A 20,015-nucleotide genomic window follows, 5' to 3' on the forward strand; every position below is an offset into this window, starting at 1 on the left:
GGCCCCACCTCGGTGGGGCCTGACCAAGTTCTGTCACTCGCTGCGTGAAGAGGCCTGCGGTCACTCGATGCGTGAGGACAGCACGTTCCAGTCGGTGGCCACGGCGCTCAGCTCATCGCCGGTCTTCATAAGCACATACGGGTGGGCGGTGTCGACCTTGACGGTGTTTCCATCCTTGTCGTTGGTCTTCACCGCTTCGATGGTGTCGCCAAGGTCGACCGAATAGTCGTCAGGGACCTCGATCGTCAGGGTGCAGCGGACCTCGCCCATTCCGATGGCGCCGTGCTCGGTGCTCAGGGTCATCGAGGTGAAGTCGAGCTTCTCATACGGCTTGCAGGAGATATCGACCTTGTCGAACCCCGAGTCCTTGCCCCGCAGGTCACCCAGGTAGCCCCTGAAGTCCTTGAACCCGCCTTCTTTGAGCCCATCGGCATCCGCGGCGTCGGCCTTGCCGTCGACGAGGAATTTCGAGACCTGGTCCGCGGTCGTCGTCATCTCCTTGTCGAATTCCTCTGGGCCGGGCTTGACGGCCCCGTTCCCGTCGGCCATCAGCGTCGGCATCTGATCGCTCGGGATGTAGGAGGCAGTGCGCACGATCGGCTCGGTCGAGGCGGATTCTCGGGTGGCCAACTGGACCTGCGTGAGCTTCGCATCCCCTTTTGTGGTGCCGAATGCGTAGAACCACATCGGGTACTCGGTGAAGCTCGGGCTGCCGGCGACGACCTCGCTGAAGTTCGGTGCCCGCAGCTTCTGCTTCGCCTTCTTCGCGATCTGCATCTGCGCGCGGGTCCGATCGATCAGGGGCTCGCCCTGAATCTTTTCGAGGTCGTTGCCTCCATCGTTGAGGATCTCATCGAGTGATTCGGTGTAGCCGGTCATGAACTCCCCGGCCTCACCCGGGCGCATCGCCGCCCGCTCATAGGGCGTGATGTCAGGGCTGTGGGGCTGTGCCACCGGCAGCGCGGTGCATCCGCTCAATGCCAGTCCGGTAGTCAGCGACGCGGCTGTGACGATGCGCAGCGACCGCCCGCCCCGTGAGTTCGCCCGCCGAGGTGGCTGCGCCGTCGCCCCGCCAGGGTTCTTCACGAGGCGAGAGCTCCGCACCCTGCCGGTATTCGTCATGGGCGCGTGGGGGTCAGTCCCAGCGCCGGGGCCTGGACCGGCACCGGGGCCTGGACCGCGACCAGTCTTTCGGGCGACCGACCTCTTCTTCTCGGGCCGGATGCGTCCGTTGAACCAGCGTAGGAAGAAGTAGGCGCCGAATCCGGCCAAGATGATGCCCAGGGCGATTCCGACCAGGCTCAAAGCCAAGACTCCCTCCACTCGCATCTTCAGCGAGACCGTGGTTCCATCAAGATTTTCGCCCTCGTCCGCGGCGGCGATGACCAGGACCTGCGGGTCAGCGTCGAGGTCGAAGGTCTTCGCCACCTTCTCTCCTGTGTCCTTGCTGGTCCACCAGTCCCTGTCGGTGAGCGTCGCTTCGGGAGCGGCGTCACCGGGGATGAACCGGTGCTCGACGGTGTTGGGGAACTCGACGTTGCTGATCTGCTCCTGCGCCACCCCGTCGAGGATGCTGTCCGTGTCGACGCCGTTCGCCGTGCCGACGAACAGTTTCTTGCCGTCGGCGTTCGCGGCCTCAACGGTCACGTTGGTGCCCGAATAGGGAACGATCGCTTCGTCGAGGACGACAGCGTGGGCGCCGTCCTTGACCGTGAAGTCCTTGGTCTCCGTGACCTCGTCGGTGCCGACGACGGACAGCGCGGAGATGACCAGTACTGCCACGATCACCGCTGCGAACGCGAACAGTATGGCTGTGGTGAGACGGATTCTCTGGATCAGAACAAGGCCCTCATCAATGCTGTGCGCGCCTTGGTCACGGCCGGATCATCCGCACCCAGGACTTCGAAGAGCTCGAGAACTCGCAGTCGCAGCGCTTCCTTCTCGTCGCCCGCACTGACGCGGATCAGCGAGATCAGTCGGTTGAAGGCGCTGCTCGGGTTGCCTCCGACGATCTCTGCGTCGGCAGCCGCCTTGGCCGCCTCGGTGTCCTTCGGGTTCGCATCTGCGGTGGCGATGAGCTGCTGCGGATCGGCGTCGATGAGGCGGCGGCCGAGTCCAGCTCTGGCCAGACCGAACTTCGCTTCCTCATCGGCCGGTGACGCGGCCAGAGCCGTCTTGAACAGGGATTCGGCGGTGTCGAAGTCTCCCCGGCTCAGCGCCTCTTCGGCCTCCGGGTGGGCAGGACCTGCTGGTTCCTGCTCGGCTCCGGCGACGACAGCGTGTCCGGTGACGCCGTTCTCTCCGGCGAGCTTGAGCAGCTCATCGAAGTAGGCCTTCACCTGCTGCTCGGGCAGTGCACTCTGGAACAGAGGGACAGGCTGACCTTTGACGATGGCGATGATATTCGGGATCGACTCGACGCCGAAGGCCTGCTGCAGTCGCGGATTGGCATCGACGTCGACCCGGGCCAGGACCAGCCGGCCGCCGAAGGATTCGACGACGCGCTGGACGATCGGCGAGAGCTGCTTGGCCGCTTCGCTCCGGTCCGCCCACAGGTCGATGACGACGGGAACCCGATCCGACATTGCGACGACCTCGGTGAAGCTGGCCTCGTCGACGTCGAAGGTCAGCGCCGGCACGGCAACCGCATTCGGGTCAGCAGGTCCGCCGGCAGCCTGTCCTTGTCCACCGGACCGCTCCTCATGTGGCAGGTTTCTGCTGCGCACCGCGGACAGATCGAGTCCTTGGTTGGGCTGCGTGTTGTCCTGCGAGGGATCCATTGACACGTGGTCTCCTTTGTTACGGGAAGTGCGAATTTCTACGGTGCGCGTGCGTCGGGAGCTCTCCGGTCCAGACGTTCGTCGGGACCTCTCAAACTCGGGCGGAGCTGATGACATCCAGCATAGAACGTATCAACATCGCCGGGCCTGCGACTATTCTTCTGGTTCGGACTATTCCAGTTCGGCTCCGCTGAGAGTCTCCAGTCCGCCGATGAGGCGCGCCTTGCCGTCCTTGGGAACGAGGAACGTCAGGACCTGAGTCGTCTTCGTCGTCACCGGCTGCTGGGTGCTGTCGGATCCGGTCAGCTCCTTCTGTGGGCTCGAGAGCGTCAGAGTTCCGGTGCGTCCGTCAACGGATTCCGGAGAGATCGTGGACTCGGCCTCGATGACTCCGGTGACGACAGCGGCATCGCCTGCAGTTCCCTGCGCGACGATCTCCTTGCCAGGCGTGTACTTGTACTTGACCTCGGCCTTGCCGTCTTCTGCGCTCTGCTTCTGCGCCTGCTGGTTCTTCCAGATCGACTTCGAGAAGTCATCGGACTCGAACTTCTTCGCTTCCTTCGAGTCCTTCCCCGAGCCCAGCGCCTTCGCGTAGTCGGACACAGCCTTCTCCGGTGTCATCGCGAAGTCCTTGGCCTTGGGATCAAGGAGCTGCGAGCCCTGCCTGGCATCGGGGATCTCCGGCAGTTCCGTGCCCGGGACCAGCTGGGTCTGCGACCACAGCTTGTAATCGGAGCGTGGATCTTCCTGAGTCAGGACGAGCAGCTGGGTGTCTTTGCCCGCCGAGGTGATGAGACTGGTCATGCGCGGCCAGGAGTCGGTGGCCGCGGTGTAGTTGACGACGACCTTCTCGTTGGCCACTGCCGGCGGCAGCTTCTGATCCTTGACCTTCTTCTTCACCTTGTAGGCGTCCTCGCGCTGCTGCAGGGCGGGCCCTGCAGCGCTCTTCTTCAGCTCGGTGCTGTCTGTACCCTTGTCGGCGGCTTTGATGTCGTCGGCCACGGAGTCGAGGATCCGTTTGGCCTGGTCGTCATTGACTCCGGCTGCAGCAGAGCTCGGGGCTTCCGAAGGCTCAGGCTTGGGCAGCTCTTCGGGCCCGCAGGCGCTGAGAGCCAGAACCGGAACGATCGCGAATGCGGTTCCGTATTCTGCCAACTTGCGACGGCGCTCCTGACGGGCCGTGCGCCGGTTCTTCTCCTTCTTCGCACTGTTGCGGTTGAAGAAGAGGACGACGAGGCCGCCGACGAACAACGCGCCTCCGATGATCATCAGCGGAATTGCCCACGGAGTCTCCGCATGGCTGGGCCAGGAGATGGTGACGGTCTTGACGTCGCCCGGCTCACCGCTGCCGGCGATGAGGAAGCCTGTCCGGTTCGCGTCGTCGGTCCAATCAAGGGTCACGGAGTCGGTTCCGGTGACTTCGGAGGTCCAGAGATCCGCCCCAGCCGGGTTGGGCACCTTGGCCTTGCCGTCCTGGGCCTTCACCGTCAGTTTGCCCTCGGGTGCCAGACCGGTCACATGCGCCGAAGCCGAGTCGCCCACCCAGGCCTCGACGTTCTCGGCCGGTGCCTGAGCGATCGTGAGATCCCCCGAGCCCTTGACTTCGAGTGTTGCGGGGGTTTCGTAGAGATTGAGCATGCCGGGGTCGATGACGACGGCCGGTGTGTCTGCATCGATCTCTGTGGTCGCGGTGATCTGGTCGTCCGGCGCCCACAGGGTCTTCTGCAGAATACCGAGGCCTCCGACAACGACACCCACCACCATGAGAATCACAGCAAGTGTGTAGCGCACGTACGAACCCTTCCCTCAACAAAGTGTCTTCTGGCCCCACGTTCACTCGTGGGACAGTCCAAGTTTAAGTCACTGCGCGCGCATTGGTTTTGTGCGTGTACTCAGCGTGTGTCGGTGCGCACAGCCAGACGAAATGCTCAGAGCCGCCACTCTGCCTTAAGCTGGACTGGTGAGCAACGACAAAATTGTGTGGATCGACTGTGAAATGACCGGCCTCGACGAAGTCAGGGACGAGCTCATCGAAGTGGCGGCTGTCGTCACCGACTTCGACCTCACCCCCCTCGACGAGGGCATCGACATCGTCATCAGGCCCTCCGCAGCGGCGCTGGAGAACATGAACGACTTCGTCACTCAGATGCACACGAGCTCCGGACTCATCACCGAACTCGATGCCGGCACGACGGTCGCCGAGGCGCAGACCCAGGTGCTCGAGTACATCAAGAAGCACGTCCCGGAGTCGGGCAAGGCACCGCTGGGCGGCAACTCAGTGGGCACCGACAAGGTCTTCCTCACGAAGCAGATGCCCGAGCTCGTCGATCACCTCCACTACCGGATCATCGACGTGTCCTCGATCAAGGAACTGAGCAAGCAGTGGTTCCCCCGCGCCTACTTCCAGTCCCCGGAGAAGCATGGCGGCCATCGCGCACTCGGCGACATCCTCGACTCGATCGTGGAGCTCCAGTACTACCGCCGGGCTGTCTTCTCCGCCGAAGGACCCACATCGGACGAGGCGAAGTCCATCGCCGCCGAGGTGGGCTCACACATCTCCCGCTGAATCAGCCTGAGAGCCATTCGCCACTTCAGGCGATCATGTGAAATGATGATTTCATCATGCCACTAAGTCACCTGCAGCGCCCTCTCTACGAGGTCAAGGCGAACCTGTTCAAAGGGTTGGCCCACCCCTATCGGATTCGGATCCTCGAACTCCTCGCCGGTGCTCCGGAGGTCAGTGTCACCGACCTGCAGTCCGAGACCGAGCTCGAAGCCTCCCACCTGTCCCAGCACCTCGCCGTTCTGCGCCGACACCGCCTGGTCGAATCCGAGCGGCGGGCCAGTCATGTCTACTACCGTCTGGCCGACCGACGCACCGCCGAGCTGCTCTCCGTGGCCCGGTCACTGCTGCTGTCGATGCTCGAAGACGACGAGGGGCGTCTGGCCGAGGCCCAGACGCTGCCGCAGATTCCAGGCGGCCCCGCGTCCGCTAGCGAGTCTGCTTCATGAGCTCATCCCCCACCGCCTCGGCGGCCGTACTCAGCGGCCTGAGACGGGCACGCTCACTGCTGCCCAGCGTCTCTGACTACAGCGAGACCCGCCGGTCGTGGCCGAAGGACCTCGTCGCCGGCGTCACCGTCGGCATCGTCGCACTTCCGCTGGCGCTCGGCTTCGGTGTGAGCTCAGGACTCACCGCGGAGCAGGGCCTGATCACGGCGATCGTGGCAGGCCTCCTGGCTGCGGTCTTCGGCGGTTCACATGTCCAGATCTCGGGACCGACCGGCGCCATGGCCATCGTGCTCGTGCCCATCGTCGCCACCCAGGGCCCCGAGGCTGTGGTGGCGGTGACACTCATCGCCGGGATCATCGTCGTCGCCGCGGGACTGCTGCGTCTGGGACGTGCGGTCTCCTTCATTCCCTGGCCCGTGATCGAGGGATTCACCCTGGGAATCGCGGCCATCATCTTCTTGCAGCAGATCCCGTTCGTCACGACGGCGACCGATGCGCAGCCTGGTGAGCACAGCACGAATGCACTTGTCGCGGCAGGTCAGCTCATCGGCGAGGCCGACTGGTCCTATCTGCCCTACTCGCTGACGGCGGTCGCGATCGTCGTCGCATGCATGGTCATCGCGCCGAAGATCCATCCCTCGATCCCCGGATCGCTCGTCGGCATCATCATCGTCACGGTCCTTGCCGCACTCCTTTCCAACCCCCTCGCGACCATCGGAGAGATTCCACGCTCGTTGCCGCTGCCCAGCATTCCCGACATCGACCTCGGCGCCATCGGCGGGCTGCTGCCTGCTGCGGGAACGATCGCCGCGCTGGCCGCCATCGAATCGCTGCTCTCCGCCCGGGTGGCCTCCTCGATGTCGGCCTCCGGTGCCTGCCGTCCCGACCGGGAGCTCGTCGGACAGGGAATCGCGTCCATCGGCTCTTCACTCTTCGGCGGCATGCCCGCCACCGGTGCGATCGCCCGCACCTCTGTCAATATCCGTGCCGGTGGTCGCACCAGGCTGGCATCGATCGTGCACGCCCTCGTCCTGCTCGCCATCGTCCTCGCCGCAGCCGCGCCGGTGGGGCAGATTCCCCTCGCAGCTCTGGGCGGCGTCCTCTTCGTCACCGCCGTGAGGATGGTTCACCTGACTACGGTCCGAGCCATCATGCGCTCAACGCGCTCAGATGCCGTCGGCTTCATCGTCACCGCGCTGATCACGATCTCCTTCGACCTCATCGTCGCCGTCGGAATCGGAATGGCCGTGGCAGCCGCTTTTGCTCTGCGCAACCTCTCCCGGACGACCGGAGTCACGATCGAAGAGGTCTCCGCCGGAGCCTCCGCACATCCCGGCGATGACTCGATCTCGATCGTGCGCTTCGACGGGCCCCTGTTCTTCGCCTCATCCGACCGCATCTTCGACGAAGTCATGGAGCTGGACGGAAACGTGGTGGTGATTCTGCGGATGTCCCAGCTCGAACTCGTCGATGCCTCCGGCGCCCGCATCCTCGCCGAGGTTGTGCACGCCTTCGAACGCCGCGGGATCACGGTGCTCATCAAGGGAGTCAAGGACTCCCACGTCGATCTGTTCCGGCACGTCGGGGTCCTTCGTGCACTCAGGGACAAGAGGCATCTCTTCGATGATCTGCCCAGTGCGATCGAGCATGCCCGCTCACATGTGGAGCGGGCATCGGCTCGAAGCTGAGGCGCGCCTCAGCTGGTCTTCTTCGCCGGCTGGGCGAAGACCGAGGATGGGAAGGCTCCTGACTGCGCCAGCACCTTGATCAGACTGCGGCTGGGAGACACGAGTGCCTCGATCTCCTCGTCGGTCAATGCTGACCAGGCGGCGGCCACGGTGCCGTCGGTGAGCTGCTCGACCTGTTCCTTCAGGTCACGTCCTGCATCGGTGATGGCAGGCAGGTCGAAGCCGCGTTCGTCTTCACCGACGGTGAGGAGACCGGCTTCGGCCAGGCGCGCCTGCGCAGCCTTCCATTCCTCATCGGTGTACCCGCGGGTCTTCTGCGCCGCACGCGGTTTGAAGGAGGCACCTGTGGCAACGTCGAGCATAAGTGCGTCGATGCCTGGAACACCCGCAGTCACGAGCGCGGCGACGTGACCGTCGCCGCGGAATTCCCTGGCGATGGTGGCCACGTTCCACAGCTGCTCGAATGCGGTCTTCGGCTGATGGGCGGCCAGTGCGTCTGTCGTAGCCTGGGCCAGTGCCCGGCCCGAGAAATCCATGTTCGCCAGCACCGGGGCCATGGCCGTGGCCAGCTCCGTGGCCGCCTCGGTGAGCAGTGCGATGTCCTCGCGAGCGTCGAAGAGCTCGGCCATGAAGGCTGACACTGCATCGAAGCGCACCTGCACCATGGTCTCGGGAGAGACCTTGTCCCACAGTTTCGGGAACTGGGTTGAGAGATAGGAATGTGAGTAGTTGTAGTAGGCGGCGCTGATGACGCCGGCGTTCACACGACCCATCGGGGCAGATCGTGCCACCAGATTCCCTTCGACCCCGGGTTCGAGTCCGTGCTTGGCATATTCCCGGCCCACGGTCTCGGAGAAGTACATGGCCGAGTGGAATGAGTTGAGGCGGGAGGAGACGGTCCTGATGTTCTTCGTGCGCTGCGAGTTCATGGTGCCAATCCTAAGGTCAGGTGGTCGTATCTTGCGGTCAGCGATCAGCTGCGTCGATGCCTGTGGTCGTGGCGAACCAGTGGATGTGGGCCGCGCATTCGCGCCGGGCCCGGTCGGCATCGCCGGCGAGAATGCCCTCGAGGAGACCGGCGTGTTGCCTCGTGAGTTCGGTCTGCACCCAGGACCGGTCGTCTTGGGCGATGGCCTTCGCGGCGCTGGCGACCGCATCGGATTCGAGGACGACGCGCGTCGTCAGCACGTCTGCCGGGCCGATATGTCGGGCCGAGACGCGAAGCCTCAGTGCCCGCGACAGGCCCACTGCAGGTTCGGAGACGATGACCGATCCGGCTCCTGGTCCCGATTGGAGGTCAGATGCACATCAACTCGGGAAAGTTTGCCCAAGCCGAACCCGTGATCGCCGCCCACGCCCGCGCCTTCTCGAGCACAGAATGGGACGTCGCCGTCGCACCCTCGGCACGTCTGACTCCGGATGCGGCTCTGACATTCATCTCCGGGCCCTCGGCGACGAGCGACATCGAACTCAAACGTGTCGAAGGCGGCCACGGTCCGCGCACCCTCGTCGTGGCAATAGTCGATACGTGAGTCGGTCCCCGCACGACACAGGCCATCGCTGTCCGGGAGAATGGGGTCCATGACGACGGCCCGAACTCTGGAGTACCCGCACGAACCACCTCGACGGAGAACTCGCCGGACGACGCTCATCGTCACCGCGGTCATCGTCGTGGCCACCCTCCTCGTCGGCTTCATCGCGGCGGATCGGGTGGTCGACTTCACCACCGAACAGAAGATCGCCGCCTCTCTCGAGCCCTACGGCGATGCCGATGTGAACGTCGAGGGCTTCCCCGTGCTGACGCAGATGGCCGGGGGGACTCTCGACACCGTTCATGTCACTGCTGATCGGGCGCAGTACGAGAACGTCGACTTCACCGACGTCGATGCCAAGCTCTTCGACGTTCCCGTCGATACCTCACGCCCGATCGGCACGGTTGAGGCGAGCGCGGTGATTCCGTTGTCGACGATCGACTCGCTGGCCACCGAACACGCCTCGCTGCCCGAGGGCATGGCATTCACCACGGTCGACAGCGGGCTCTACCTCCAAGGCTCGCTGCTCGGACAGGATCTGCTCATCGGCATCGAATCGAAGGCTGAGTCACGACGGGCTGTGGTCAACGCCACGTCGATCAGACTCGGATCAGCCGAGGTCGACATCGACTCGCTCCCTTCGTTTCTGACCTCGTCGATCTCAGACATCGTCATCGACCTCGATTTCCTGCCCGTCGGCCTTGAGCTCACTGACATCGAGACCACTGATGCCGGTCTGGAGATCAGCCTCCACGGCACCGGCGTCTCAGTGAAATGAGGCGGGGACGACTCGAGGCAGGCCATGGATGAATGTGCGAGAGCAACCTGTTTTCGCATAGACTGACGGTGATGACTCCCACAATGCTCGGCGCCGTATTCACACCGAAGGTGTGGGTCCTGGGACACCCGGGCACCAACGGCTATATCACTTCGTGGGGCATGATGCTGTCGGGGACAGCTCCATTTCCGGCCGGTGAACGACTCCGGCCCACTTTCTGAGCAGACCGCCATGAGCACGACCGCCTCGGCGCTCGATCACTGACCGCTCTGACAGATCACCCGCACATATTCGGGCCGGAGAAACACATCTTCCGGCAACGAAATGGATTCACTGTGACTTCACCATCTCCAGCACCTGGCACCAGCTTGCGCCTATTCGCTTCTCTGCGCAGGGACACCGTCGGCGGCGGACTCCTCGTCATCGCCGCCGTCGTGGCCCTCATCTGGGCGAACTCTCCCCTCGCGGACTCATACTTCGCTCTCAGAGACGTCGAGGTCGGCCCCGCCGCCTGGCACCTGCAGCTGAGCCTGGGAACCTGGGCTGCCGACGGCCTGCTCGCGATCTTCTTCTTCCTCGTCGGGGTGGAGCTGAAGACCGAATTCACCCACGGAGATCTGCGCAGATTCCGCACGGCCGTCGTCCCGATCACCGCCGCAGCCGGCGGCGTCATCGTCCCTGCCCTGATCTACACGGTTCTCCTGATCTCCCACCCGGAGACGCTGCGCGGATGGGCGATTCCCACGGCCACGGACATCGCATTCGCTGTCGCGATCCTCGCGATCATCGGCTCCCACCTGCCCAAGGCTCTGCGCATCTTCCTCCTCACCCTCGCCGCCGTCGATGACCTGCTGGCTATCGGCATCATCGCCGTCTTCTACACCGAGACCATCTCTGTCGTTCCACTCCTGGCATCTGTAGCGGTCATCGTCGTCTACGGTCTCATCGCCGCCCGCTTCAGAACGTTCTTCGTCGACCGAGCCCGGGCTGCGTGGGTGATTCTGCTGCCCCTCGGGCTCATCGCCTGGGCGCTCATGCACGCCTCCGGTGTCCATGCGACGATTGCCGGTGTGCTGCTCGGGTTCATGATCCCCGCCCTGGCCAGCCGCCGACGCAGTGGTCAGGATCGGCAGGCCGATGACGACGACCGCCCGAACCTCGCCGAGGTGCTCGAACACCGCCTGCGGCCACTGTCCGCGGGATTCGCGGTGCCCGTGTTCGCATTCTTCGCCGCGGGTGTGGCTGTGGGCGGACTCGAGGGCCTGGCCACTGCGTTCTCCCAGCCGTTGACCTTTGCGATCATCGCGGCCCTGGTCGTCGGCAAACCGGTGGGGATCCTGGCATCGGCGTGGCTGGTCACCAGATTCACCTCGGCGGGCGTGGACCCGAGTCTGAGGTGGCCGGATCTGGCCGGTGTCGGTCTGCTCGCCGGAATCGGGTTCACGGTCTCCCTCCTCGTCGCCGAACTCAGCTTCATCCCCGGCTCCCCCGAACACGACTATGCGAAGGTCGCAGTCCTCAGCGCTTCAGTCATCGCCGCAGTGTTGGCCACTCTGATCTTGGGCAGCCGGAACTCTCGATACCGCAAGGCTGAGGGCGCTACCCTGAGTGTGGACCACCTCTGAGGACCGCACACCACCACTGACGGCACCACCAGAAAGGCTCAACGATGAGCACGATCACCCCCGTAGGCGAACGTTTCGGCTCAGAACTCGCCCGACTCGCAACCCTCGTCGATTCCGAGCGTCCGGGTTGGACGAGGCGGGCGCTGAGCGAGTTCGACATCGCCGGACGCGACTATGCCCGCACCCTGATGAAGCAGGCAGGGCTGGCGACCCGAGTCGACGGGGCAGGAAACGTGATCGGGGTTCTTCCCGGTCGCCTCGGCGGGCAGGAGATCATGCTCGGATCCCACACCGACACCGTTGACGGCGGCGGCCGCTTCGATGGGATCACCGGTGTCCTCGGTGCCATCGAGGTCGTGCGGCTGCTGCGGGAGAACAATGTTCGCCTCGACCATGACCTCGTCATCGTGGTTTTCTTCAACGAAGAGCCCAACGACTTCGGCTTCTTCTGCGTCGGCTCCCGGGCGATGACTGGACTCGTCGACCGCAACACCCTGGCCGCCACCGACACCACCGGCCGCAGCCTCGCCGCTGCTATGCCGGACTCCGGCATCGACCCGGAAGCCTTCTTAGACGCGCGCTACGACTTCTCGAAGGTCACCGCCTTCCTCGAACTCCACATCGAGCAGGGACCTGAGCTGGAACGGCTCGGCAAACAGATCGGCGTCGTTGAGACGATCACCGGCATCAACCACTTCAAGGCGCTCTTCACCGGCCGCCAGGACCATGCAGGCACGACCCCGATGGATGTCCGTGCCGACGCAGGGTGTGCCGCTGCCGGCACGGTGCTCGCCGTCGAATCGATCGCTGAGTCAGGGACGAACACCCGCGGCACGAGTGGTCAGATCCAGTTCACTCCGGAAGCCGTGAACGTCGTTTCGGCCAATGCCAGCGTCGAGGGAGAGTTCCGCGGCCCCGACGGTTCTTGGCTGCATGAGGCACAGCGCAGGCTCACCGATGCTGCCGGGGAGAATGCTGACAAGCGCGGTGTGCGTGTGGAGATGGAATGGACGACGGACGATGCGCCCGTGCCCCTGCACGAACCGATCACTTCGACCATCGCCGAGGTGGCCGATGACCTTGGTCATTCCAGGGCCACAATGTTCTCCGGTGCCGGCCACGACGCGGGAATCATCGCCGCCAAGACACAGGTGGGAATGATCTTCGTTCCCTCACAAGATGGCCGCAGCCACTGTCCCGAGGAATTCACCGAACTCGATGACATCCTGCCCGGAATCGAGGTCCTGCTCGAGACTGTGCTGCGCCTCGACGGGGCTGCACCTGCAGGCGGGCCCGCAGCGTCCGGTGGGGCTGTGCGGTCAGGTGGAGCACAGTCAGTGTGACTAAGATCGGTGGTGACACGACCGTCTGCTGAGAAGGGCCACATCATGCCATTCGACAAGTTCATCAACAAGGCCAAGAACCTGGCCAATGACCCGAAGATTCGCGAAAAGCTCAACTCCGAAAAAGGAGAGAAGGCCACTGATTCGATTCTCGACAAGGCCGCAGGAGTCGCCGAGTCCCTGACCAAGGGCAAGCACACCGACAAGATACAGAAGGCCCGAGACGCCGCCGATCGTGCAGTCGGCAGCGATGGCAAGTCGGAGAACAACCAGTCCGATGGCCAGCGCCCGGCTGGCGATCAGCGCCCTGGTGACAACCAGCGCCCCACTGACGAGCAGCGTCCCTCCGGCGAACACCGACCCGATGTGAATCGTCGCAACGACGAGGGAGAAACTCGCCCCTGAGGATTCCCTTCTCGCAGAATCGGTCCTCGGTTCGAAGAGGCCGGCGTCGTCCATATCCGCTGGCACCAAGGGTCGGAAGCAGAAGCAGACAGCCACTCCTCCGAGATCTGTCTTCGCCTGTGAGGAACCGACTGCTGCCCAGGTGGTCGAGCAGCCGACGGAATGGATTTCGTGCCCAGCTCCTGCGCTGAGAACTCCACGACCTGTGGCAGCACGAAGCACCTCGGACAGCTGGCCCGATCCTGTGGAATATCGGGGATGCGGGTGGTGGGCCTGCGCTGTCCCGCGTTGGACTCCCCACCAGCACGGGGTGTGTGAGAATAGCACTCGGGCATCGGCGGCCCGCAATACACTCAGCCGAATCTCATCCCCCGATCTTCATCACACTGCAGGAGGTGCAATGCGATCCCCTATCCCTGACTTCTTGGACGAGACGCTCGATCGTCACAGGTCAGACCGGTCTGGTGCGAACGCGGACTACATTCCGGACCTGGCCTCGGCCGACTCCGAGAAGCTGGGCATCTGCATCTCCACACTCGACGGGGTCGAATACACCTCCGGGGATTCGGAGTTCGAGTTCTCAATCCAGTCGATGTCGAAGCCCTTCATCTACGGCTTGGCGATCGAGCAGGAAGGGCTGGCCGCAGTCCTCGACATGGTCGGTGTCGAACCCAGCGGAGAGGCCTTCAACGAACTCTCTCTGGACAAGATGTCCGGCAAACCGCTCAACCCGATGATCAACGCCGGTGCCATGGTCATCCATTCGCTCCTGGGCGAACCGGGAACCTCACTGGCCGAACGGATTGAAATCGTGCGGGCCGGACTGTCCGAGTTCGCCGGCCGCCAGCTGCGCGTCGACGATTCGGTGGCTGAAGGCGAATGGGGTGAGGCCTACCGCAATGTCGCGATCGCCAATATGCTCCGGTCATATGGTGTCTACACTGACCAGCCCGACGAGGTGGTCCAGGGGTATATCGCCCAGTGCTCGATCCTCATCACCACCAAAGATCTGGGAATCATGGCCGCCACTCTGGCTGCGGGCGGACTCAATCCGATCACCGGCAAGCAGGTGCTCTCGCCTCGCGTGAACCGTCAGGTGCTCGGCGTCATGATGTCGTGTGGCATGTACGACGCCGCCGGTGACTGGATGACAGAGGTCGGTGTACCCGCCAAGTCCGGAGTCTCCGGCGGAGTCTTCGGGGTCCTGCCCGGACAGGTCGGCATCGCCACCTTCTCTCCGCGCTTGGACAAGCACGGGACGAGCGTTCGCGGAGCCAACATCTTCAGGACTCTCTCGCGCGAGCTGAGTCTTCACATCATGGACGCCCCCGAGCCTGCCCGCTCCATCATTCGCCGTGACAGGCGCTTCGTGGATTCTCAGGGCGTCATGGTGCGCATCTGCAGCCTGCAGGGCCTCATCCAGTGGAGCGGTGCCGAAAACGTCATCCGCACAATGGACGCCCCCGAATCCAATGTCGAGGCCTTCGTCCTCGACCTGCGCCGGGTCAATGAGATCAATGGGGTGGCCAGGCGCATGCTCACCGAGGCGATGAGTCGGCTCGAGGAGGATGGAAAGCGAATAGCGCTCATGGATCCCGAAGACATGCTCCTCTGCAAGAGTCCGAGCTCGTCTCTGCCAGAGGTCGAATACATCGACTCCCCCAAGGCACTCAAGGGCCTGCGTCGGCTGCGTGAGGACTGGTCTCAGAGAGCCGTCTGATCCGGTCAGACACGGCCATTTGCTAAGGTGAGGCTAACTACACTCTTTGTGTCGGTGACGTCGGCGGCCATCGCCGGCGACCCACCCGAACAGCCAAGCTCTGATACATCCCAGGAAGTCTCTCGATGTCGACCACCCCAAGCACGCCCGACCGCTCAGCTCGACCACCCCGCCCACAGGCCGTCATGACGGTGCAGGAGGTGACAAGGATCACTCCGAACCTGATTCGGATCAAGGTCGGCGGTGACGGCTTCGACGCGATCTCGAGCAATGAGTCGACGGACAAATACGTCAAACTCATGTTCGCCGATCCCACACACGGGCTGATACCGCCGTATGATCTGACGGACCTGCGGGAGAACTCCCCAGAGAAGCTCCCCCGCAACCGCACCTACACAGTGCGTGAGATCTGCGAAGACGAGAAATGGCTATCCGTGGACTTCGTCATCCACGGCGATGAGGGCGTTGCGGGCCCCTGGGCCAAGACCGCGCAGACAGGCGACACCATCGTCATGGTCGGCGCAGGAGGCAAGTACCAGCCGAATCCTGACGCCCCGTGGCATCTGCTCGTCGCCGACCACACTGCGATCCCTGCCGTCAGCGCCGCCCTCGAGGCCATGGACCCCGAGGCGAGAGGCATCGTCATCGCCGCTGTCACAGACGAGGCCGACCGACTGCTGCCCGAAGCACCGGCTGGAGTCACCGTGGTCTGGGTCGACGATGACGACGAACTGATCGCCGCCGTTCGCGACCTCGACTGGCCCGAGGGAACTCCGCAGGTCTTCGCCCACGGTGAACGAGAGACGATCAAAACGATCCGGACAGTCTTCAAGGAGCACGCGGTGCCACGCGAAGCGCTGTCGATCTCAGCCTATTGGGCACGCGGTCGCGCCGAGGACCAGTTCCAGGCCGAGAAGCGCGAACCCATCGGCAAGATCGACTGACACAGCGTCAGCTCGACTGACGTCGCCTCAGCGCTCAGTCCCAACCGGCTGAGCCGAGGTCCTCGGCGATTGACCGTGCCGGACTGGTTCGCTCGCCTTCGCGGCGCTGGCCGCGGCGACGTGTGAAGAAGACGGCTAGGACGCCGAAGCCGATGAGAGCCAGCGCGATACCTCCCAGAATGAGGTACTGGCCCAGATCAGCACCGGTGCGCGGGAGCGAGCCCGCGTTGTCGTCAGCCGCGTCTGTTCCATCGGAGAAGCCTGCGTCGCCCTTCGCCGCCGAGTTCGAAGCGTCGGATGAAGCAGAAGCGTCGGATGATGCCGAGGCGTTCGCCGCAGACGAACCCGAGCCTTTCGAGGATGAGCCCGAGTTCGCGTCGGCTCCCGTCTCGGAGTCCGCAGCGGCATCTTCGGCTGCACCAGCGGAGTCTGCTGCACCGTCGGTGTCCACCTCGTTGTCAGAATCCACCGAAGCATCGGAGCCGGCCGAAGCACCTGCATCCGCCGAGTCATCGGAATCGGCACCCGCGCCGTCGCCGTTGAGATCGGCGACAGAGTACAGGCTGGTGGTGCCTGAGACTTCGTTGCCGACGACGAGGGCAGCTTCGCCTGTCGGAGACTCATCAGCACCCAGAAAGGCAATTCCTTCCGGACCAAGGTCGCCGGCCCTGGAGAGCAGGGCTTCGGGATCGGAGGCGTCCTCGATCTCGTCTTCGACGGAGACCGAGAAGTCACGGTTGTTGAAGTAGGTGACGAATTTCGGGTTCGAGGGGTCGCTGAGGTCGAAGGCCGCGATTCCACCTACCCGTTCGAAGCCGACGAAAGCGTAGGTGGTCTCCCCCACCTCACCGACGGTCAGAGCCTCAGGCTCTGGGCCCTTGTCATCGCTGCGTCCCTCGCGATTCGACTCCGAGTGGTTGGAGTTGAAGAAGTCGGGAATCGCCTCGGCGGTCAGCTGTTCGAAGCTGTCGCCCGAGTCGGCCACGAGTGCGCCATCGGTCGTCCACACGGAGAAGGAGCGGGTGCCGAATGCGTAGAGTTCCTCGTAGCAGTCACCGCTCTCGTCCAGCCCCAGGTCGGTGATGATGTTGAGCCTGCCCAGGGCCTCGTCACCGAGCTGGCCAGCCAGCGGAGAGTTCTCGCACACGGGTGCCAGTCCGTCCTCGCCGAGGTCCTTGACCCTGGCCGCGTCGACGAAGTCGCCCCATTCCCGTGAGTCTCCTTCATTGGCGGTGACCAGGTAGTCGGTGCCTCCGGATGAGAATGAAGAGATCGTGTCGGGCATGTAGGCGCCCTTCAGCCCCGGGTGCTCTGCGATGTTCGTCTCCGGCGCGTCCTCTGGGTCGCGGTCGGAGGCGTCGAGCCCGTTCCCTGCCTGCCCATGATCTTTGACGCCCAGCGGAAGAACGTCGGTGACCTCGGCGGTGGCGATGTCGACAACGGCGATCGCGTTCGCCTCCTGCAGGGTCGCGTAGGCCTTGTCGCCTGCGACGGTGATGTATTCGGGTTCGAGATTGCGAGAGATAGGCAGATCCTCGTGCGGCTTGGGCCCGAACACGCGAACGTCGTCGTGCAGCGTCTTCGAACCGCCTTCTTCGAAGTCGTGGAAGTCAGCGGTGTGCACGTCCGATTCCTTCGGTGCGGCCACCTCGGCGGGCAGGTCGACCACGGCCACGGATCCTTCCGGATCCGTGGCGAAGTCTTCGGACGGCTCCCCTTCGTTGGCCACGAGCGCGTGCGCACCGTCGGGGGTCAGCGCCACCATGTCCGGCAGCGATCCGACAGGGACGGTTCCCAGCACCGTCGCCGAGGTGGTGGTGGCGTCGAAGAACATCAGTGATCCCGGTGCGGTCTTGTCCTCGTTCTCAAGCGCGATGACGCCGAGTCCGTCATCGCGGACGGCGATGGAGTTCGCGACGCCGGAGCCGGCGAGGGCACCTGTCTTCTCAGGTTTCCGCGGATCCGAGATGTCGATGATGTCGACTGTCGCGGCCTCAGCATTGACGGTGAATGCGGTGTCGCCGTGAACAGCGGTGATCTCCGCGGCGGACTCGTCGAACTGACCGGTCTCATGAGAGCCGAGGAACCCGAGATCCAGGCTCGCATCCGGAGCGGAATGGCTGATCGGTTCCGCCACCTCTGCCGCCACCTCTGCCGCCGACGCCTCTCCGAAGCCGATCACCGTCGCGGCCGTGCTCAGGCCTGTGGTCAGCAGCAGGGCAGTCAGTGCGGCCGTGATTGAGCGCGAAGTGGACGGATGCGTCATCGGTTCTCCGGAGTCGAGGTGATCGAGAGGGCGAAACTGCCCGCAACCACTCATATATAGGCACACGGCCTGTCTCTGTCTCGAACTCCGGGTGGATTCCGGATGAACTGTCCTGCTCCGGAGGAACCCGCGTAGGACCGGTCAGTCGAGATTGAGGGTCGCGACCACCTCGGCGACCTTCCTCTTCTGGGCATCGGTGAGACCGAGGATCGGCAGCGGCAGGGAGTGCGGGGCGACCAACCCCAGATGTTCGGCGATCGCGGCTGTGACTCGGAGGCTGCCGCTGAATTCGGAGAAGAGGTCCCACAGCGGTTGGAGTTCGGCGGAGAGCTCCGACGCCCGGTCTGCTTCGCCGTTCTGGGCGGCTCGTGTGATCGCGAGCATCGGAGTCGGCAGGGTCCCGCCGACTGCCGTGTACCAGGCATCGCAGCCGGCGTTGAGGCCGGCAGCGCCGAACGCGTCGCCGGAGATCCCGATCGTCACCTGGTTGCCGGTCGCGGCACGGATCCGCTCGACATGTGCGCTGAAGTCCGGTGGCGACATCGCCTGTCCTGGAATCTTGATCGAGTCCACGCCTTCAAGTTCGGCCAGCCGTGCGTAGAGATCAAGGGTGAACGTGAAGTGCGTGGTGCCCGGATTGTCGTAGACGACGATGGGAAGATCGGTCGCCGAGGTGACAGCCCGGAAGAGCTCGAACACATCGTCGGTGCTCAGCTGCTGGTAGCTGACGGGGGCGAGCAGGAGCCCCTGGGCACCAGCGGCTTCCGCCGAGCGGACATTGGCCATGACCTCGCGCGTGCGCAGGGCGCCGATGCCCACGAACACGGGGATCCCGGCGGCATGCTCGACGGTCATCCGGGCGACTCGAGCACGTTCTTCAGCGGTGAGGTAGGCGTATGACCCGGTCGATCCCAGGGCAGTGATCGAATCGACACCGGCCGTGACGAGACGCTGGATCAGCCCCGCGTAGGCAGCCTCGTCGATCTCCTCGTCGCGGATCGGCGTGAGGGGGAAGGCGCTCAGGCCCGTGAACAAGGTCATGTCTCAGTCTCCGTGGATGTCGTCGATGGCAGGTAGTGCTCGAGCGGGTGAAATTCTGGTTGGGCCGCAGGGTCCATGACGGCGTCGGCACCGACAGCGTTGGCCACCGCCAGCGCTCGGTCGAGGGAATGCCCCGAGGCCAGCGCGATCGTCAGTGCCGCACAGAAGGCGTCTCCGGCACCGACGGTGCTGATCGGACGGCGCGGCAGAGCGTTCGCGAAGGCAACCTGCCGACCACGTTCGAACAGAGCAGACCCCTTCGCACCATAGGTGATGGCCACGAGCCGCGCCTCGCGCAGCTGCGGGAGCAGGTCGTATTCAGTTTCATTGACGATGATGAGATCGGCCCGCTCGATGACCTCGGCAGGCAGGGGCAGTGCCGGGGCTGCGTTGACGACGAACCGTCCTTCGACGGAATGTGACAATTCTGTTATCAAGTCAAGGGAGATCTCGAGCTGAGTGAGCACAGTCTCCTGCGCCGGGAAGCTGCGACCGGCGATGCTCACGTGCGCGTTCGCGCCTTCGCAGACCGCGATCCGATTCTCGCCGTGCGCATCAACCATGATGAGAGCGGTTCCGGTCTCCGAATCGACGACGGCAACGTCTTTGATCCCGACGCCGGCGCCCTGCAGTGCCGATCTCATCGCCGTGCCCGAGGCGTCGGAGCCGACGGCGCCGACCATCCTCGTCCGTGCACCCAGCCGTGCCGCGGCCGCAGCCTGGTTGGCGCCCTTTCCTCCTGGACTGTGGATGAGGCGCCCACCGCCGATTGTCTCACCTGCTTCGGGCAGGCGGTGCGTGAGCGCGGTGATATCGGCGTTGATGCTGCCGACGACGGTGAGATCAAGGTCAATGCTCATGTGGTCGTCCATCACTCAAGT

18 protein-coding genes and 1 pseudogene are annotated in these 20,015 nt (G+C 64.1%); 11 read left to right on the forward strand and 8 right to left on the reverse strand.

Annotated elements, in window-relative coordinates; all coding sequences use genetic code 11:
* Nucleotides 1-60: 60 nt before the first annotated feature.
* The 3 genes from ACE03M_RS01320 to ACE03M_RS01330 all read right to left on the reverse strand — a co-directional run bounded on the left by ACE03M_RS01320 (nt 61) and on the right by ACE03M_RS01330 (nt 4,571).
* Nucleotides 61-1,782 (reverse strand): hypothetical protein, encoded by a 1,722-nt coding sequence (locus tag ACE03M_RS01320; RefSeq protein WP_485932320.1) that lies wholly within the window; start codon nt 1,780-1,782, stop codon nt 61-63.
* 53 nt (nt 1,783-1,835) lie between these two features.
* Nucleotides 1,836-2,780, reverse strand: coding sequence for a tetratricopeptide repeat protein (locus ACE03M_RS01325; protein ID WP_485932608.1), 945 nt, complete (start codon nt 2,778-2,780; stop codon nt 1,836-1,838).
* A 171-nt stretch (nt 2,781-2,951) separates the two neighbouring features.
* The gene (locus tag ACE03M_RS01330) at nt 2,952-4,571 is read right to left on the reverse strand and encodes a hypothetical protein (RefSeq protein ID WP_485932322.1); all 1,620 of its coding nucleotides are present in this window, start codon (nt 4,569-4,571) and stop codon (nt 2,952-2,954) included.
* Between the two features lie 169 nt (nt 4,572-4,740).
* On the opposite strand from ACE03M_RS01330, the gene orn reads away from it, so the two are divergent.
* Genes orn through ACE03M_RS01345 form a run of 3 tightly spaced genes read left to right on the forward strand, consistent with a single transcriptional unit; the run spans nt 4,741 to nt 7,480 of the window.
* Nucleotides 4,741-5,346, forward strand: a complete 606-nt coding sequence (gene orn, locus ACE03M_RS01335; RefSeq protein WP_143922404.1) for an oligoribonuclease — start codon at nt 4,741-4,743, stop codon at nt 5,344-5,346.
* A gap of 56 nt (nt 5,347-5,402) precedes the next feature.
* Nucleotides 5,403-5,792, forward strand: coding sequence for an ArsR/SmtB family transcription factor (locus ACE03M_RS01340; RefSeq protein ID WP_143922403.1), 390 nt, complete (start codon nt 5,403-5,405; stop codon nt 5,790-5,792).
* Nucleotides 5,789-7,480, forward strand: a complete 1,692-nt coding sequence (locus tag ACE03M_RS01345; protein WP_485932325.1) for a SulP family inorganic anion transporter — start codon at nt 5,789-5,791, stop codon at nt 7,478-7,480. Before ACE03M_RS01340 ends, ACE03M_RS01345 begins: the two co-directional genes overlap by 4 nt.
* A gap of 8 nt (nt 7,481-7,488) precedes the next feature.
* Here ACE03M_RS01345 and ACE03M_RS01350 read toward each other — a convergent pair whose 3' ends face one another.
* Together ACE03M_RS01350 and ACE03M_RS01355 are read right to left on the reverse strand one after the other, a co-directional pair.
* Nucleotides 7,489-8,409, reverse strand: coding sequence for an SCO6745 family protein (locus ACE03M_RS01350; protein ID WP_485932327.1), 921 nt, complete (start codon nt 8,407-8,409; stop codon nt 7,489-7,491).
* Between the two features lie 37 nt (nt 8,410-8,446).
* Entirely contained in the window at nt 8,447-8,668 is a 222-nt protein-coding gene (locus tag ACE03M_RS01355; protein ID WP_485932328.1) for a hypothetical protein, read from the reverse strand.
* Nucleotides 8,669-8,883: 215 nt separating this feature from the next.
* On the opposite strand from ACE03M_RS01355, the pseudogene ACE03M_RS01360 reads away from it, so the two are divergent.
* From ACE03M_RS01360 to ACE03M_RS01395, 8 genes and pseudogenes are all read left to right on the forward strand, one after another.
* A pseudogene (locus ACE03M_RS01360) lies at nt 8,884-9,012 on the forward strand (LUD domain-containing protein); the annotation flags it as partial.
* Between the two features lie 49 nt (nt 9,013-9,061).
* Nucleotides 9,062-9,790 (forward strand): LmeA family phospholipid-binding protein, encoded by a 729-nt coding sequence (locus ACE03M_RS01365; protein ID WP_485932330.1) that lies wholly within the window; start codon nt 9,062-9,064, stop codon nt 9,788-9,790.
* Nucleotides 9,791-9,861: 71 nt separating this feature from the next.
* Entirely contained in the window at nt 9,862-10,011 is a 150-nt protein-coding gene (locus ACE03M_RS01370; RefSeq protein ID WP_186293043.1) for a hypothetical protein, read from the forward strand.
* A gap of 114 nt (nt 10,012-10,125) precedes the next feature.
* Nucleotides 10,126-11,415: a Na+/H+ antiporter NhaA gene (gene nhaA, locus ACE03M_RS01375; RefSeq protein ID WP_143922398.1), complete on the forward strand. Its 1,290-nt coding sequence runs from the start codon at nt 10,126-10,128 to the stop codon at nt 11,413-11,415.
* A 44-nt stretch (nt 11,416-11,459) separates the two neighbouring features.
* Nucleotides 11,460-12,758, forward strand: a complete 1,299-nt coding sequence (locus tag ACE03M_RS01380; protein WP_485932332.1) for a M20 family metallo-hydrolase — start codon at nt 11,460-11,462, stop codon at nt 12,756-12,758.
* A 45-nt stretch (nt 12,759-12,803) separates the two neighbouring features.
* Nucleotides 12,804-13,163 (forward strand): antitoxin, encoded by a 360-nt coding sequence (locus ACE03M_RS01385; RefSeq protein ID WP_143922396.1) that lies wholly within the window; start codon nt 12,804-12,806, stop codon nt 13,161-13,163.
* Between the two features lie 400 nt (nt 13,164-13,563).
* The gene (locus ACE03M_RS01390; RefSeq protein ID WP_143922395.1) at nt 13,564-14,883 is read left to right on the forward strand and encodes a glutaminase; all 1,320 of its coding nucleotides are present in this window, start codon (nt 13,564-13,566) and stop codon (nt 14,881-14,883) included.
* 125 nt (nt 14,884-15,008) lie between these two features.
* Nucleotides 15,009-15,827 (forward strand): siderophore-interacting protein, encoded by an 819-nt coding sequence (locus ACE03M_RS01395; RefSeq protein WP_485932333.1) that lies wholly within the window; start codon nt 15,009-15,011, stop codon nt 15,825-15,827.
* Between the two features lie 34 nt (nt 15,828-15,861).
* On the opposite strand, the gene ACE03M_RS01400 is transcribed toward ACE03M_RS01395, so the two are convergent.
* The 3 genes from ACE03M_RS01400 to ACE03M_RS01410 form a co-directional block, all read right to left on the reverse strand.
* Entirely contained in the window at nt 15,862-18,093 is a 2,232-nt protein-coding gene (locus ACE03M_RS01400; RefSeq protein ID WP_485932335.1) for a choice-of-anchor I family protein, read from the reverse strand.
* 141 nt (nt 18,094-18,234) lie between these two features.
* Nucleotides 18,235-19,134: a dihydrodipicolinate synthase family protein gene (locus ACE03M_RS01405; protein WP_485932336.1), complete on the reverse strand. Its 900-nt coding sequence runs from the start codon at nt 19,132-19,134 to the stop codon at nt 18,235-18,237.
* Complete coding sequence (locus ACE03M_RS01410; protein WP_485932337.1) at nt 19,131-19,994, reverse strand: ribokinase; 864 nt, start codon at nt 19,992-19,994, stop codon at nt 19,131-19,133. Before ACE03M_RS01410 ends, ACE03M_RS01405 begins: the two co-directional genes overlap by 4 nt.
* Nucleotides 19,995-20,015: the final 21 nt, after the last annotated feature.

The sequence above is a fragment of the Brevibacterium sp. AGC70 genome (assembly GCF_057334195.1).